The sequence below is a fragment of the Scopulibacillus daqui genome, from assembly GCF_016908855.1.
Taxonomy (GTDB): Bacteria; Bacillota; Bacilli; order Bacillales; family Sporolactobacillaceae; genus Scopulibacillus_A; species Scopulibacillus_A daqui.
Genome location: NZ_JAFBER010000010.1, coordinates 50441 through 65322, shown reverse-complemented (window position 1 = coordinate 65322; position 14882 = coordinate 50441). Strand labels below are relative to the sequence as shown.

At 40.5% G+C, this 14882-nt stretch carries 14 protein-coding genes; 9 read left to right on the top strand and 5 right to left on the bottom strand.

The window, feature by feature from the left end; translation table 11 throughout:
• Positions 1-22 precede the first annotated feature (22 nt).
• Together JOD45_RS08975 and JOD45_RS08970 are read right to left on the bottom strand one after the other, a co-directional pair.
• Positions 23-913 (bottom strand): YitT family protein, encoded by an 891-nt coding sequence (locus JOD45_RS08975; protein ID WP_205003553.1) that lies wholly within the window; start codon positions 911-913, stop codon positions 23-25.
• A gap of 199 nt (positions 914-1112) precedes the next feature.
• On the bottom strand, positions 1113-2189 hold the full coding sequence (locus JOD45_RS08970) for a YeiH family protein (RefSeq protein ID WP_205003552.1): 1077 nt from the start codon (positions 2187-2189) through the stop codon (positions 1113-1115).
• 125 nt (positions 2190-2314) lie between these two features.
• On the opposite strand from JOD45_RS08970, the gene JOD45_RS08965 reads away from it, so the two are divergent.
• The 3 genes from JOD45_RS08965 (at position 2315) to JOD45_RS08955 (ending at position 5513) form a co-directional block, all read left to right on the top strand.
• Positions 2315-3217, top strand: coding sequence for a selenium metabolism-associated LysR family transcriptional regulator (locus JOD45_RS08965; RefSeq protein ID WP_205003551.1), 903 nt, complete (start codon positions 2315-2317; stop codon positions 3215-3217).
• Between the two features lie 120 nt (positions 3218-3337).
• Positions 3338-4303 (top strand): tRNA glutamyl-Q(34) synthetase GluQRS, encoded by a 966-nt coding sequence (gluQRS, locus tag JOD45_RS08960; RefSeq protein WP_205003591.1) that lies wholly within the window; start codon positions 3338-3340, stop codon positions 4301-4303.
• Positions 4304-4490: 187 nt separating this feature from the next.
• On the top strand, positions 4491-5513 hold the full coding sequence (locus tag JOD45_RS08955; RefSeq protein ID WP_205003550.1) for a C40 family peptidase: 1023 nt from the start codon (positions 4491-4493) through the stop codon (positions 5511-5513).
• Between the two features lie 289 nt (positions 5514-5802).
• Here the strand turns inward: JOD45_RS08955 and JOD45_RS08950 are convergent, their stop codons facing one another.
• From JOD45_RS08950 to JOD45_RS08940, 3 genes are all read right to left on the bottom strand, one after another.
• Positions 5803-5985, bottom strand: a complete 183-nt coding sequence (locus JOD45_RS08950) for a hypothetical protein (protein WP_205003549.1) — start codon at positions 5983-5985, stop codon at positions 5803-5805.
• Between the two features lie 85 nt (positions 5986-6070).
• Positions 6071-6304, bottom strand: a complete 234-nt coding sequence (locus JOD45_RS08945; RefSeq protein ID WP_205003548.1) for a hypothetical protein — start codon at positions 6302-6304, stop codon at positions 6071-6073.
• Positions 6305-6482: 178 nt separating this feature from the next.
• The gene (locus JOD45_RS08940) at positions 6483-7472 is read right to left on the bottom strand and encodes an MBL fold metallo-hydrolase (RefSeq protein ID WP_205003547.1); all 990 of its coding nucleotides are present in this window, start codon (positions 7470-7472) and stop codon (positions 6483-6485) included.
• 637 nt (positions 7473-8109) lie between these two features.
• On the opposite strand from JOD45_RS08940, the gene JOD45_RS08935 reads away from it, so the two are divergent.
• The 6 genes from JOD45_RS08935 to xerS all read left to right on the top strand — a co-directional run bounded on the left by JOD45_RS08935 (position 8110) and on the right by xerS (position 14825).
• Positions 8110-9174: a zinc-dependent alcohol dehydrogenase family protein gene (locus tag JOD45_RS08935; protein ID WP_239549175.1), complete on the top strand. Its 1065-nt coding sequence runs from the start codon at positions 8110-8112 to the stop codon at positions 9172-9174.
• A gap of 36 nt (positions 9175-9210) precedes the next feature.
• Complete coding sequence (locus tag JOD45_RS08930; protein WP_205003546.1) at positions 9211-10176, top strand: ribonucleotide-diphosphate reductase subunit beta; 966 nt, start codon at positions 9211-9213, stop codon at positions 10174-10176.
• A 23-nt stretch (positions 10177-10199) separates the two neighbouring features.
• Positions 10200-10664 (top strand): SCP2 sterol-binding domain-containing protein, encoded by a 465-nt coding sequence (locus JOD45_RS08925; protein ID WP_205003545.1) that lies wholly within the window; start codon positions 10200-10202, stop codon positions 10662-10664.
• A 142-nt stretch (positions 10665-10806) separates the two neighbouring features.
• Positions 10807-11976, top strand: coding sequence for an acyl-CoA dehydrogenase family protein (locus JOD45_RS08920; RefSeq protein ID WP_205003544.1), 1170 nt, complete (start codon positions 10807-10809; stop codon positions 11974-11976).
• An 84-nt stretch (positions 11977-12060) separates the two neighbouring features.
• Entirely contained in the window at positions 12061-13599 is a 1539-nt protein-coding gene (locus JOD45_RS08915; RefSeq protein WP_338056057.1) for a class I adenylate-forming enzyme family protein, read from the top strand.
• A gap of 146 nt (positions 13600-13745) precedes the next feature.
• Complete coding sequence (gene xerS / locus JOD45_RS08910; RefSeq protein ID WP_239549174.1) at positions 13746-14825, top strand: tyrosine recombinase XerS; 1080 nt, start codon at positions 13746-13748, stop codon at positions 14823-14825.
• Positions 14826-14882: the final 57 nt, after the last annotated feature.

The following is a 14882-nucleotide window of genomic DNA, read 5'->3' as shown; positions in this document are numbered from 1 at the left end:
GGAACAAACCCAGTTGTCTTTTTTAATGGATATCTCTTTTTTTGAAACGCCCGCCTTTAACGTCATGAATATTACCAACAGCTAAGAAAGCGGAAGGATCCAGATCTTCCACAATACTCTTCAATTTGGCTTCTTCAAGTCTGGAGATAACAGTGAAAATCACTCGTTTGTCGTCGCCTGAATAGGCGCCTTCGCCGTTTAAATACGTGATGCCGCGGCCGAGGCGGTCATTAAGCGCATCACCGATCTCCTCATATTGATCACTAATAATCCAAACAGACTTTGACTGATTGAAACCTTCTATTGTAATATCTATGACCTTAAAGGCGATAAAATAGGCAAGCAGTGAATACATGGCATGGTCCCAACCAAAGATAAAACCGGCGCCGCTTAAAATAAAGATGTTGATAACCATGACCACTTCGCCAACGGAAAAAGGCGTCGACTTATTAAATAAAACAGCAAGTATTTCTGTTCCATCCGTTGAACCGCCGTTTCTAATAACGATTCCAACACCAACACCCAAAAAAATGCCGCCGAACACAGTTGCAAGCAGCGGATCTTTAGTCAGGACATCGACCGGAATAAGAAAGCTTGTAAATATGGACAAAAGAAGAATGCCATACACGGAAGTGAGAGCGAAGGTTTTTCCGATTTGCTTATAGCCAAGTACAAAAAAAGGGATATTTAAAAGAATAAGAAACAAACCAAGCGGAAGTGACGTAAGGTAGGATAACATAATTGAAATACCGGTAATGCCGCCATCAATAATATTATTTGGCACTAAAAAAATTTCAAGTCCAATGGCAATGAGCAAGGCGCCAACAGGTACAAATACTAATCGTTCAATGAGCTTTCGCTTTGATACTTTTCTGTGATGAAGTTTAGCTGTATCTCTAGGTGCAGGATTCACTATAGGCTGACCCCCTATTATTGATCAATTTAATAAGAGATTTGTCAAAATATTGAAAAGGATAGAAGAAAAGCGGGAATTTAGGATGGAAAACAGAAATTTTGCTAATATTATTCTACCAGTTATTATATGTATTTACAAACTAAAAAACCGGGCAAAAGAGCCCAGTTTTTGGCTGAAAGGCATCGGCAAATTCTTTTTAAACTAACATAAATATTGCAAATGACAGCAGGACAGATGTAATGGTCATAGCAAGCAATGGACGGAAAGCTTTGCTTTTAAGCGCTTTAAAGCTGACGTTTAATCCGAGCCCAACCATCGCCATCGTTAAAATAAATGAAGTCAGACTTGAGACGCCGTCCATAAAGCCTTTTGTGACAGGTATATATTGGCCAAGTACATAACTTCCGAAAAGACTCATCGCAACAAATCCTATCAGGAAGTATGGAAATTCAATTTTCTCTCCGCCTTTTTCTTTCCCTTTACGATTCATCCACCAAACCAGCACAAGACATAATGGAACAAGCAAGAAAACACGCCCTAATTTAGCTAAAAGCGCGATCGCGAGCGCATTTTGGCCAGCCGGTGCACCAGCCAGCGCAACATGGGCGATTTCATGCAAGCTGGAACCGGACCAAATCCCGTATTCTATTGCAGACAACGGCAAATAAGGTCTTAAAATCGTATAGGCAATCGCAAAAATTGTACCCATTAAGGCGATAATTCCAGCGCCGATTGCTGTATCCTCCTCTTTAGCCTTAACAATAGGCGATACCGCCGCAATCGCTGAAGCTCCGCATACGCCGGTGCCGACGCCAAGAAGAAATGACAAGGACATATCTGCCTTAAACAATTTTGCTAATAAAACGGTTGCAACAATGGCGAAGACAACCGCAAAAACATCTCTCTGCAGCAGCCCTAATCCGTGATGCAAAATTGTATCGACATTTAACTTTAAACCAAACAATACGATGGCATATCTTAATAATTTTTTGGATGAAAACGTAATGCCGTTTCTTAATGATTCAGGATATCCGAAAATTTGCCTGTAAATAACCGCAATAACAATAGAACAAGCCATCGGCCCAACCATGCTGAAGCCGGGAATCTTCGCCAGAAAAAAGCCAATGAGTGCAATAACAAAAGTAAAACCCACACCGGCCATCCAGAGCAATGCTTGGTTGCCGCCGCCCCCAGGCTCCTGGCTGCCGCGGCGTTTTGCTTGATTTAACGGTTTATTTTGAAAATCTTCTCTTAACGCTTGTTGTTCGCTCATTCTAACACCCCTGTTAATGAATTTGTGAGCTGTTCTTATTTTCAATATAATGGAGGTGTAATCATAAGTGAAATATAAATTAATAATTGTAATCATTAATAATTCTAATGATTGGAGAGGTCAGCGTGTATATTGAGGCCTTACAGACATTTGTAACGGTTGCAGAAGAAAAGAATTTTACAAGAGCTGGAGAAAAATTATTATTGTCTCAGCCGAGCGTCAGTCTGCATATTAAAAATTTGGAAAGCGAATTTCAAACCAAATTGTTTGATCGTTCGCCAAAGCACTTAAACATTACGCCATCTGGTAAAATTCTTTATGAACGGGCAAAGCAAATTTTGAAATTATATGCTAAAACCAGAGATGAAATTTATGATTATCATAAAACAATGAAGGGGACTTTAAAGATTGGTGCCAGCTATACCATAGGAGAGTATGTGTTGCCTGCCGTTCTTCCTGAATTTAATAAAAGCTATCCGGATATTGATATAGAAATTAATATAGATAATACTGAAAATATAAGCAAATCTGTCGGACTATTGCAATATGATATCGGTCTCATTGAAGGTCGGGCGACTGAGAAAGATCTTGTTGTCCAGCCTTTTATGGAGGATGAGATGGTTATTGTCGTGCCGAAACGCTGTGAAAATCAATGGCGTCAACAGGCCGGTCTTGAGGAGCTTCAAAATTTAACTTGGATAGCCCGCGAAAAAGGCTCAGGCACTCGAGTATATATGGATCATATTTTGAGATCATACGGCATACGTCCAAAACAGTTGATAACGATTAGCAGCAATCACGGTGTCAAGGAGGCTGTGATTAACGGGGCAGGGGCATCCATTTTATCGTTATGGGTAGTGAAAGATGCTGTTGAAAATGATAAGCTGGCTATTGTGCATTTGCAAGATTTGAAATTTACTAGAATGTTCTTTTATGTGCTTTCTCCGCATATTGAACGTCCGAAAGCAGCTGAAGCTTTTTTTGAGATTTTAACAAAGCAAAGTTCAACGGCGAAAAAGGGGAAATAACAGACTAACGATAAAAGCCTTTTTGTTCGGAACATTTGACTTTTTTTGCATAAGAAAAGAAAATATTTAATAGATCATGGAAAGCAAAAAGCGAACGAGCAAAGTTTGGGGGAATCCACTATGATTCGCGGACGGTTTGCGCCGACCCCTTCAGGAGAATGTCATATCGGCAACGCCAGAACTGCATTGCTGGCTTGGCTTCAAGTCCGTCAAGCCGGGGGAGAATTTGTGTTGCGGTTAGAGGATATTGATCGGGCGAGATGCAAGCCTGTATATGCCAAACAAATGATCAATGATCTGCTTTGGCTTGGAATAGATTGGGATGAGGGTCCGGGGGCATCCGGACCCTACGCACCCTATGAACAAAGTGAAAGAACACACAAGTATCAAAGAGCTTTTGATCAGTTAAATGAAGAGGGCTGGCTTTACCCCTGTTATTGCCGCCGCAAGGACTTAAAAGCTCTTGCTAACGCTCCGCACGGTCTTTTATCTGAAGGACCTGCTTATCCTGGAATTTGCAGGCATCTCACACCTGAAGAAAGGAAAATCAAAGCAAAAGAAAAACAACCGTCATATCGATTTGCCTTGCCGGACAAGCCTGTCCATTTCAATGACGGGATAATGGGGGAACAGTTCTATCCCGCTGGTTCAGGCGGGGATTTTGTTGTTCGGCGGGCAGACGGTTTTATGAGTTATCAGCTGGCTGTTGTTGTAGATGATGCCGGTATGCGTATGACAGATGTGTTTCGCGGCGCTGATTTGCTAGATTCTACACCTCGGCAAATCCTGCTTTATCAAGCCTTATCATTACCCGTCCCTCGTTTTATCCATGTCCCGTTATTATACGGTCCTGACGGCAGGCGCCTATCGAAAAGACACGGGACAGCAATTACGATTCATAACATTCGATCCGCCGGTGTGCAGCCGGAAAAAGTTGTTGGCATTTTGGCCTATATCAGCGGTTTAATAGATAGGCCGGAAGCCGTTAAGGCGAAAGAATTAGTTTCTGAGTTTAATTTAATCAAAATTCCGAAACAACCTGTCGTATTAAGCATGCCTATGCTGAGGAGCCTGTCACATGCCTAGTGGCTTTAGTTCCCCGGCACTATTTATTGTGAAAGTAGAAAAAACACAGTACTATTAAAGTTTATTAACATGTGTCGTTATTCCCTCTATAAATCTAGCATTTTTCGACAAAATCTATTAAATTATTTAATGATTAAATAAGGATTTATAAACTAGACCATGCTAGATTTATTCGGAGGGAACATTTATGAAAAAAACGGCATCAGCAATCGCAACAATGGGACTCTTAGGAACCATCACTTTTGGAGCAAGTGCATCCGCAAAGACAATAACGATACAACATGGCGACACGCTTTCGGGCTTGGCCAAACAATATCATACAACAGTAAGCCATTTAAAAACACTTAACCATTTAAATTCTGATGTTATCTATGCCGGGCGCCCTTTGATTGTTCCGGATGGAAAGGCGGATGCAAGCCAATCTGCAAGCTCCGGTTCAAGCACATACACAGTCAAACCGGGCGACACCTTATGGGGGATTGCTAAGTCTCATGGGACAACGGTCAATAAGATTAAATCGCTTAACGGATTAAAAAGCGACACAATTTATGTCGGCCAGCGTCTGAAAGTGAGCGGCAAACCAAGCCAGTCAACCGGCGGTTCAAGCTCCGGTTCAAGCAGCGGTTCAAGTTCTGCAAACTCCAGCACATACACAGTCAAACCGGGTGACACCTTATGGGGGATTGCTAAGTCTCATGGGACAACAGTCGATAAGATTAAATCGCTTAACGGATTAAAAAGCGATACGATTTATGTCGGCCAGCGTCTGAAAATGAGCGGTTCACCAAGTCAATCCAATGGCGGCACTGGATCTCAAGGCCAAGGTAATTCTCATCATGCTTCAACTTCATTAAATGTGAATCAGTTAATTTCGGATGCCAAAGCTCTTATTGGTACACCGTATCAATGGGGCGGGTCGACGCCTTCTGCTTTTGATTGCAGCGGATTTATTTACTATGTCATTAACAAGCAAATCTCATATCCGCGCTTGTCAGTAGCCGGCTATTGGGATCGAATGGAAAGCATAAGTTCTCCGCAGCCGGGTGACTTTGTTTATTTCCAAACTTATAAAATAGGCCCTTCTCATATGGGGATTTATTTAGGGAACGGGAAATTTATTAACGCTGGTTCAAGTCGCGGGGTAGAAATTTCCGACATGAATAATCCATATTGGAAACCTCGCTATCTAGGGGCTAAAAGGTTAACTTAAATGAGATACTCCTTCTAAGCAGCAGTTGTCAATATTAGACTGTTGGCTGGAAGGAGTTTTTAAATTGTTTTTTCATGCTGCTCTTTTAAGAGACCAGCATTAGGCCTCGGCACATTGCTTAACCCATTAAACTCATCAATGATTTCTGTTGCTTTAACCCGGCTTCAGCAATCGGTACAACAAGGGATTGATAGAATAAAACACAATAAATTGTGTCAAGCAATTTGTTTGTATAACTCTGCAAAATAATACCCCGCATCATTTTTTAGATGCAGGGCATTTATTGGCGTCATTTGTTTTTATTAATCTCTATAATCTTTTCGACCTTTTCTTTAATATCAGGATGTTTTTCAGCATACTCATGAAAAGCACGTTCTAATAATCCTCTTTGATCTTGACCAGTCACGAATGCCCACGTCCTAAGAAGTGTTACAAAGTCATCGGAAAATCGAAAGGATAACGGTTTTGTCATTATTCATCATCTCCCGCGGTTTATTTTGGAAGAAATAACCAAATTAGCAATACTCATTGCTAAACCAGCAATAACTATTATTAACCTAATTGTTTTCAAATTCAAAAGCATTGCCCCCTTGCAATTTTAGAATTTTGAGGATATGATATACATAATCTTCATAAGTCTCACTCATATCCTCTACATTTGCCTTCGTTTGTTCTTCTTCGCTAGCCGCTTTATTGCTACCGCAAGCTGATAAGGCGATAACTAGGAATAGAGCCGCAAAACTAAATGCGATTTTTTCACTATAATTCCTCCTGTATTCTATTTTCATCATTAAGCTACATTACCCGACTGAATAGCGCAATGCTTTTATTACGTTGTTCAAATTCTATTCAAAATATCGGGCATAACTGGAATAAAGCCGACAATCCCAATATGAGAAAAAGGCGACAGGATAAAGTACAATCCCATCGCCCATTTCTGCCCATGGATTCATTGGACAGATTTTTTTGTTATTTTACCGGTTCGCTGCGGTAGTTTAATGCATCCGGCTGAATTTGATAATACGTGATATAATCCTGATAATAATCTTCGAATTCATATCCTTGTTTGATTAATCGTTCAATATGTTTAGCGATTCCGATAATCTCAGAATTTACAAGATGTTTGTTTCTCTTATGGTTGATGAGAAAATAAAAGACTTCTTGATAGACGATATCTTTGGGACGGATGCCTTGCTGAATGGCTTTTTTAACTTTTTCTTCGCGTTCATAAATTTTATCAATGTAAGTATACAAACACACTTCGTATGCTTTTCTTTCGAATATCCCTTTATGGTGGGCGGTGACAAAATATTTGGCATCTGTTTCTAATGTTTTTTGAGATGATTCAATGAATTGGTCGATATCTGAATCGGCATCATTATACCAAGGTCCAAATGACGTTAAATCATAATCTCCCGCAAAGAGGACGCCGTATTCGGGAAAGTACGGGCAGCAAAACCCTTCCGTATGCCCGGGTGTATGGATCACAGTCATTGTCGTTCCAGCGATGTTTATCGGCTGTCCATATGAATAGCTGTGTTTAGCAATGCCTATAACAGGCCCCCAGCTTGGATGATCTTTATCAATAAGCGTTTTTTTGCTTGTGATTTGTTTTTGAACCCATTTTTCTGCGCCTTGACTGCCGTATAAGGTTTCTACGCCGTTAGCCTTAGCGAGTTCAAACGGGTCTGTCAATTTTTTTAAGTCGTACGGATTAATAAAGATTTCTGCACGATCAAATAAATAAGCCCCCCAAATATGATCAAGATGGTAATGGGTTAAATAAATTTTATCAACCGTATAGTGTTTATTTATCTCGTCAAAAACGGCCTGGCCGCCGCCGCAATCAATGAGGATAGTTTCATTATCGCCATTGATTAACAGTGATGTGCAATATGGCACGTGGCTGTTATTTTTACCGGTCAAAATGAAAATCGGACCTATTTGTTTATATCCCATATAGATTTCTCTCCTAATTAATAAGATGCCGTTTTACACTATTATAGCTTGAAATTAACTTATCGCAATTTTTAAATTTTATTTTCTGGATTAATGTTAATCATTTTTATTTTAAGATAATATTTGTATGATTATAACATACTAACCATTAGGTATGTATAAGGATATGTTGTGATTGGGCTTTTTCATAACAGCACATCATTTTTTGATATGATGTTTGCAGTAAAGCCAAGGTGTATTTTTAAAGGGGATAGAAAGGCTTTTCTAAAGAACAGGTTTGTTGATGTTCATAGCAGCAGTTCATATTTGGGATTGAATTTTCTAAATAATTGTAATAGAATTTTAATTGAATACTAACCAGTTGGTATGGCAGTGGCATGCGGAAGCTTTCTCTTAAAAGGTTTGTTCATAAAAGAGAAGAAACAAATCGGCACACAAAAATGACGGTTGAACATTTATCCGAATTGAAGATTGAAAAGCCATTTTGAAATCAGCCATTACGCTTGTTCAGAACAATTATGGAGCATTTTGTTTATAAGTGGAACTAAAAACAACAACTTACTCATAACCTTTTAAATATCTGCTCTAGTTAATCTGAATCATTCACACCAATAATTAATAGAGTTAAAAGGAATTTATGATTAAAGTCAGAAAGGATGGGAAAATGAAAGCTGCTGTTATGGAAGGGCTGCGGCAACCGCTTGTTGTCCGCGATGTTCCTGACCCGGTTATTGATGTTAAAGGAGCGATTATTCGAGTTGAAGCCAATGGCGTTTGCCGCAGCGATTGGCACGCCTGGATGGGAGATATCGAAGTGGCGTCACTGCCGTTTGTTCTTGGGCATGAATTTGTTGGTGTTGTTGAAGAGGCAGGCAAAGAAGTAAAGCGTTTTAAAAAGGGAGACAGAGTGATTGTGCCTTTTTCGCAAGGGGATGGGACTTGCCCGGAATGTTTAGCCGGACATCATAATATTTGCGACCACAGCAAAATGCCTGGTTTTCATTATTGGGGCGGATACGGACGTTATGCTGCGATCCCTAATGCCGATACTAATCTCGTTGAATTGTCCGATGACATTTCCTTTGAGGCAGGTGCGAGTATCGGCTGCCGTTTTATGACGGCGTATTATGGTTTAATTGAACAGGCGAAAGTTCGGCCAGGCGAGTGGGTTGCCGTACACGGCTGCGGCGGTGTCGGGCTGTCAGCCATTCATATAGCCAGTGCCGCGGGCGCCATTCCTATAGCTGTTGACATCATGCCTGAAAAGCTGGCATTAGCGAAAAAGCTTGGAGCAGCTCACGCTATTAATAGCAAAGAACAAAATGCTCCTCAAGCGATTAAAGAACTGACAAAGGGCGGGGCGCATGTATCCGTTGACGCGCTGGGTATTTCCGATACGATTTTAAACGCTCTCTTATCATTAAGAAAGCGCGGCCGCCACTTACAATTGGGCATTGCTTCATCGGAAAATAAAATGACAGCCCTTCCGACAGATTATATTGTTTTTAAACAAATTCAATTTATTGGTTCACTCGGCATGCCCGCGCCTTATTATCCAACGATGCTGCAGTTGGTAGCAGCCGGGAAGCTTAATCCAGGTTTATTAGTAACAAAGCGCATATCTATTGAAGAAGCGGGAAAAGAGATTGAAGCAATGACTGAATTTCAAACAGTGGGGGCTTCGATTGTTACGCAATGGTAAATTTATGTCTCAAAGAAATATGAAGGAGGGAAAAACGTGACGGATAGCCTTGAAAAAATTGAAAGGGTCAGTATTGATTCATTACATACTGATTTTCATGTAGATCATGTCATTGATTATGTCCATAAAGGCTTACAGAAAGTAGATCAAAATTATCCGCTTGAGCTTCACAAAAAATTTGAAAAACAGCGTTGGCGTGTTCATGAATTGGACTTTTCCCAGGATCGGGTTGATTGGAATGAGAAACTTTCAGATGACCAGCGCAAAAGCTTTCTCAGTATAGCGACAGGGTTTCATCATGGGGAACGTCAAGTTGCTGTTGATGTTATACCCATGATATCAGCGATGCCGAAGGATGAGCATAAGATGTTCATGGCCAGCCATCTTGAAGATGAGGCTCGGCATACCATCTTTTTTGACCGTTTTTACAGGGAAGCGATCGGCTTAGACGCGCAGGATATGGAGGAAACACTTGACAAATCTTTTGATTATATGAGTGAAACGTTCATTGGCTCGTTTGGCTTTCTTGCATATCTTGTTGACGAAATCCGGCTTCGTCCTCATGACAGACGGCTGCTTGTCTCCGCATTGACCAATTATCAAATGTGGATTGAAGGCGTTCTTGCCCTAAGCGTCATGAAAATCACATTAAGCTTTTGTAAAGAAAATCATGTATTGCCATCATTTCATAAAGGCTTTCTTGCGACAACAAGAGATGAATCTCGTCATGTCCAATTTGGGATGAATCTGCTCAGAGAGCTGATCAATGATGATCCTTCTCTAAAAACTGCAGTTTATGACACTATTGAAACCATGCTTACAATAAGCAGCACTTATACGCAAAAAATCGAGTTCGCTTCACTTGGATTAGAGAGGGATGCCTTAAAAGGTATTATGATGAAAAATTTACAAAAAAAATTCAAGATGATCAACCTTCCTATTCCAGACGAAATACAAAAAAAGCTGGAGGAAATTGAACCTGAAGCGGCTGCCGGCGGTTAATAGATGAAAGGAGAAGGGATAAAATGTCATATCAGCTGTTTAGCAATGAATGGGTTGAACAATTTTCAAGTGAAGTAAAAAAAGGTCCCAGTTTGGAGAGAAGACAAGCTGTTGATGATCATTACTGGCAATGGATAGAAACATGCAAGGAAAAGATGGATATCCGTCTGGCTCTTGTACTGACAGAACAAAATCACTTAGATCGTTATGCGTATTTTGATTTAAAAAAAGGAGAAGTGGCGGATTCACATCTTGGAACAGAAGAAGAACGCGGTACAGCTGATTTTATTTTAGGCGGCAGTAAGGATGATTGGTTTGAGATCATTAAAGGCAAGCGGGAGATTACGCAAAACTTAATGTATCGCAAACTAAGGCTATTACAAGGAAATCTCCATGGTTATTTTCGCGGCATTTACTTTTTTGTTGAATTTCTTCGTGCGGGAACTCGAGTGCCTACAGCATTTGAGGCGACTCAAAATTTAACTTAATGCTGAAGAATGTTGCAAGATGATGAGATTCGGGGTCTGACCGCCCGCCATTTCAAGCGGGCGGTCCTTTTCACAAGAAAAAAACAGAAGGAGAGTTTAGGATTAAAAGAATAATGAACAGATGCGGGGGAGGTTGATTGATATGGAATTTACTTTAACAGAAGAGCAAAAGATGGTTCAAAAAACAGTCCGAAATTTTGTTAAGAATGAATTGATGCCTTATGAGCAGAAAGTCCTGCGTAATGAACGAGCAGGAAAGCCGGGAATGAGCGATGAAGAGATTAAAGATTTGCAATTGAAAGCCAAAGAACTTGGATTTTGGGGCATTAATACGCCTGAAGAATACGGCGGCGCGAACCTGGGGCCAGTGATGACAGCGCTCATCCAAATGGAACTGGGACGTACATTCGTGCCTTTTAATTTTGGCGGTTCAGCTGATAACATTCTTTATTATTGCAATGAGGAACAAAAAAAGAAATACTTGCTGCCTGTGATTAACAGTGAGAGGAAATCTTGTTTTGCTTTAACCGAGCCGTCAGCAGGCTCAGATGCTGCGAATATTAGTATGTCAGCCGTTAAAGACGGAAAACATTGGGTTTTAAATGGTGAAAAAATATTTATCACAAACGGCAATGAAGCTGATTTTGCTATGGTGTTTGCCGTAACTGATAAAGAAAAAGGCGCCCGCGGCGGTGTCACATGTTTCCTTGTAGACCGCGATATGGGGTGGCGATCCGAATATATTCAAACAATGGGAGAGTGGGGACCGGCTTCATTAGTTTTTGAAAATGTCCGTGTTCCCGAAGAAAATATTCTTGGTGAATTAGGCGGGGGCTTTAATCTCGGCATGAAATGGATCGGGCAAGGCCGTTGGATGATTCCGGCGCGCGGTGTAGGTGCTGCGGAGCGGCTTTTGCAAATGGGCATCGATCAGTCGAAATCACGGGTGACATTTGGGAAGCCGATTGCTGAACGCCAGGCTATTCAATGGATGATCGCGGATTCTGCGGTTGAAATAGAAGCAGCAAAATGGCTGGTTTTTCGGGCGGCTTGGTTGGCGGAGAAGGGTAAAGACAACAGACATATGGCATCAATGGCAAAATTGTACGGGACAAATATGGCTAACAGGGTTGTGGACAGAGTTTTACAAATCCACGGCGGTATGGGGTATACGAAAGAATTGCCGATTGAAAGATGGTACCGGGAAATGAGATTATGGAGAATTTTTGAAGGCACCGATGAAATTCAACGTTATATCATTTCTAGAAATCTGTTAAAAGGGTATGTAAAGGTTGGCGAATTAATGGATTAGAAGATTATTATACTGAATAAGCTTTTACTTTTAGAAGAAGTCCTTTTTGTCCTCTTTATAAGCATGTATTTAAACTGGGAAGGGGTGACATTAGTGTTACTGACTGATCTTTTAACGAAAAATATCAAAACATTCGGTGAATACCCTTTTTTATATTTCAAAAACCATTCATACAGCAATCTGGAGACATTGCATTACGCTGAAAAAGGCGCTGCCGGCTTGCGTCATTTAGGGATTTCCAGAGGCGATCGCGTCATTGTTTGTCTGCCGAACATGCCGGAGGTGATATTTTCTTATCAAGCGATTGCTCGAATCGGCGCCATTATTGTTCCTGTCATGCATCTGCTTCATGGAAAAGAAATCGGCTATATTGCCGGCCATTCAGAAGCAAAGGCTGTCATTACTTCTTCTGAGATTTTGCCAAAAGTAAAAGAAGGCTTATCAGAAAGCAAAAGGAAGCCATATATCATTACCGTTGATCAAGTTGCTGATGATGTTATCGGCTTTTACGAATTGGCCGCTTTAGCTGATGGAACTGAAAGTTCAGGCGAGCGAGATACAGGCATTGATGAAAATGAGACAGCTGTTGTCCTTTATACTTCTGGAACAACAGGAAAGCCTAAGGGCGTTCGTTTAACGCATAAAAATTTATACTCAAACGCTGAGAGCGCGGCTGTAAATAATAAAGAAAGGGGAACAACAATTGGCGTTTTGCCATTAGCCCATGTCTACGGCCTTACAACATCAAATATATGTTTTCTAACAGGCAGCTCAATGATCATATTTTCAAAGTTTGACGTTTCTAAAGTATTTAAAGCGATTGAAACATATAAAGTTCGCAGTTTCTCCGCCGTACCGGCGATGGTTCATGCCATGCTATCCAGTTCAGACAGTGATTTATACGATTTATCCAGCTTAAAAAAAGTGAGTTCAGGATCAGCGCCGATGCCTCTGGCACTCATTCGGGCTTTTAAAGAAAAATTCAATGCCGATGTACTTGAAGGATACGGTCTGTCTGAAGCTGCGCCAATTGTGACAGCGCATCGCGAAGGACTCCCTTATAAGCCAGGGTCTGTTGGCGTTCCTATTAATGGCGTTGACATACGCATTGTTAATGAAAAAGGCCATGAGCTTCCGGCAGGGGAAATTGGTGAACTGATTGTCCGCGGAGACAACGTGACGCCGGGCTATTTTCAAAATGATGAAGAAACGAAAAAAGTATTAAAAGACGGCTGGCTCCATACCGGTGACCTGGCAAGAGCAGATGAAGACGGTTATCTTTACATCGTCGACCGCAAGAAAGATTTAATCATTCGCGGCGGATTTAATATTTATCCGCGGGATTTGGAAGAATTGCTGATCAGCCATCATGCGGTTTCAGAAGCCGCTGTCATCGGCGTTCCCGATGAAAGAATGGGGGAAGAAGTGTTGGCGTATGTTGTAAAGAATCCCGGTTTTGACATTACAGAAGCTGAGTTGATTCAATTTTGCCAGACTCATTTGGCAAAAAATAAAACACCTCGCAAAGTGATTTTTATTGACGCTTTGCCGAGAAACAGCGTTGGCAAAGTGTTAAAAACAAAATTAAGACAATTAGCTGAGGGCGTTGATTTATTTTCTTAGATTTCAAATGACGGGCGGGGCCAAAGTAAAGATAGATATTTCTTCATATTATAAATAAAATAACTTTTATGAATATTGTGCATACAGTTATTATAAATTGCGTAAAAAAATAATTTTACGTAATTATTTTTTGTGTTATAATGCTTATGGTGATAAAAATGACAGCAAACCATCATTATGAAAGGCTAAAAGAGAAGGTGGGGGAGCTCCCGTGGTATGTGGGGGAGTTCATAGACCAAAAAAAGCGGAAGATGGCGGTCTTAACATTATTAAACTATTGCCATGATTACATCATTTTCTTTGATTGGATAATCGCTGAAGGATTATATACAGGCAAACGGCAAGAAATACCTTTGAAAACACTAGAAAAACTTACGCCAAAACAGTTGGAAAGTTTCCTGTCTTATTTAGAACATCAATTGGGCAATACTAAGCAAACCGTCAACCGCAAAATTTCCTCATTAAAATCTTTGTTCCACTATCTGCAAAATATAGCTGAAACTGATGAGCTCGAACCTTATATTTACCGCAATGTTATGGCTAAAATTGATTTTAATGATATTAAAGAAGATCAGGAAACAGTGGCTAACCGGATTGAAGGCAAGATACTTCACGGTGATGAGTATGAACAGTTCAGGCAGTTTATAGCTTCAGACTATGGCGAACGCCACAAAGACAATAAAAAAATTTATCATTTTCATTTGAAAAATCGTGAGAGAGATACAGCGATTGTTTCTTTGATTCTTGGTTCAGGGCTGCGTTTATCAGAGTTATCCAGCCTGAATTTAGATGATATTGATTATAAAAAACACAGCTTAAGAGTCAAGCGAAAAGGCGGCAAAGAACAATACGTTTATTTTAGTGAGCAGGCCATGATCGATTTAAAGGAATACCTGCAAATTCGCGAAAACCGCTATCAACTTTCTCCAAAAGAAAGAGCTTTATTCGTTTCTACTGCCATTGGTCCCAAAAAAGCATCCCGGCGCCTATCCAATCGCGCTATTGAAAAAATCATTGAGAAATACGCGCAAGCTTTTGGGAAGCCGGCCCTTTCCGTTCATAAATTAAGACACTCATTCGCAACACGCTACCATATGGAAAATAACGATATTCCAAAGCTGAAAAAGCACCTGGGCCATTCTTCAGTACAAACGACCATGCTCTATACTCATATGACCAATACAGAAATGAAAAAAGCTATTGATAAAATGGATAGCCAGAATTAAAACGCCATTATCTTTTAATGGTTTTTAAAAAGCGTTTAAATTTACAATATCCTTTAA

Excerpts from the sequence above, each read along its gene's own strand:
- JOD45_RS08970 (WP_205003552.1), bottom strand. The coding sequence starts at position 2,189 with ATGAGCGAACAACAAGCGTTAAGAGAAGATTTTCAAAATAAACCGTTA.
- gluQRS (WP_205003591.1), top strand. The coding sequence starts at position 3,338 with ATGATTCGCGGACGGTTTGCGCCGACCCCTTCAGGAGAATGTCATATC.
- JOD45_RS08955 (WP_205003550.1), top strand. The coding sequence starts at position 4,491 with ATGAAAAAAACGGCATCAGCAATCGCAACAATGGGACTCTTAGGAACC.
- JOD45_RS08950 (WP_205003549.1), bottom strand. The coding sequence starts at position 5,985 with ATGACAAAACCGTTATCCTTTCGATTTTCCGATGACTTTGTAACACTT.
- JOD45_RS08945 (WP_205003548.1), bottom strand. The coding sequence starts at position 6,304 with ATGATGAAAATAGAATACAGGAGGAATTATAGTGAAAAAATCGCATTT.
- JOD45_RS08940 (WP_205003547.1), bottom strand. The coding sequence starts at position 7,472 with ATGGGATATAAACAAATAGGTCCGATTTTCATTTTGACCGGTAAAAAT.
- JOD45_RS08935 (WP_239549175.1), top strand. The coding sequence starts at position 8,110 with ATGATTAAAGTCAGAAAGGATGGGAAAATGAAAGCTGCTGTTATGGAA.
- JOD45_RS08925 (WP_205003545.1), top strand. The coding sequence starts at position 10,200 with ATGTCATATCAGCTGTTTAGCAATGAATGGGTTGAACAATTTTCAAGT.
- JOD45_RS08920 (WP_205003544.1), top strand. The coding sequence starts at position 10,807 with ATGGAATTTACTTTAACAGAAGAGCAAAAGATGGTTCAAAAAACAGTC.
- xerS (WP_239549174.1), top strand. The coding sequence starts at position 13,746 with ATGGTGATAAAAATGACAGCAAACCATCATTATGAAAGGCTAAAAGAG.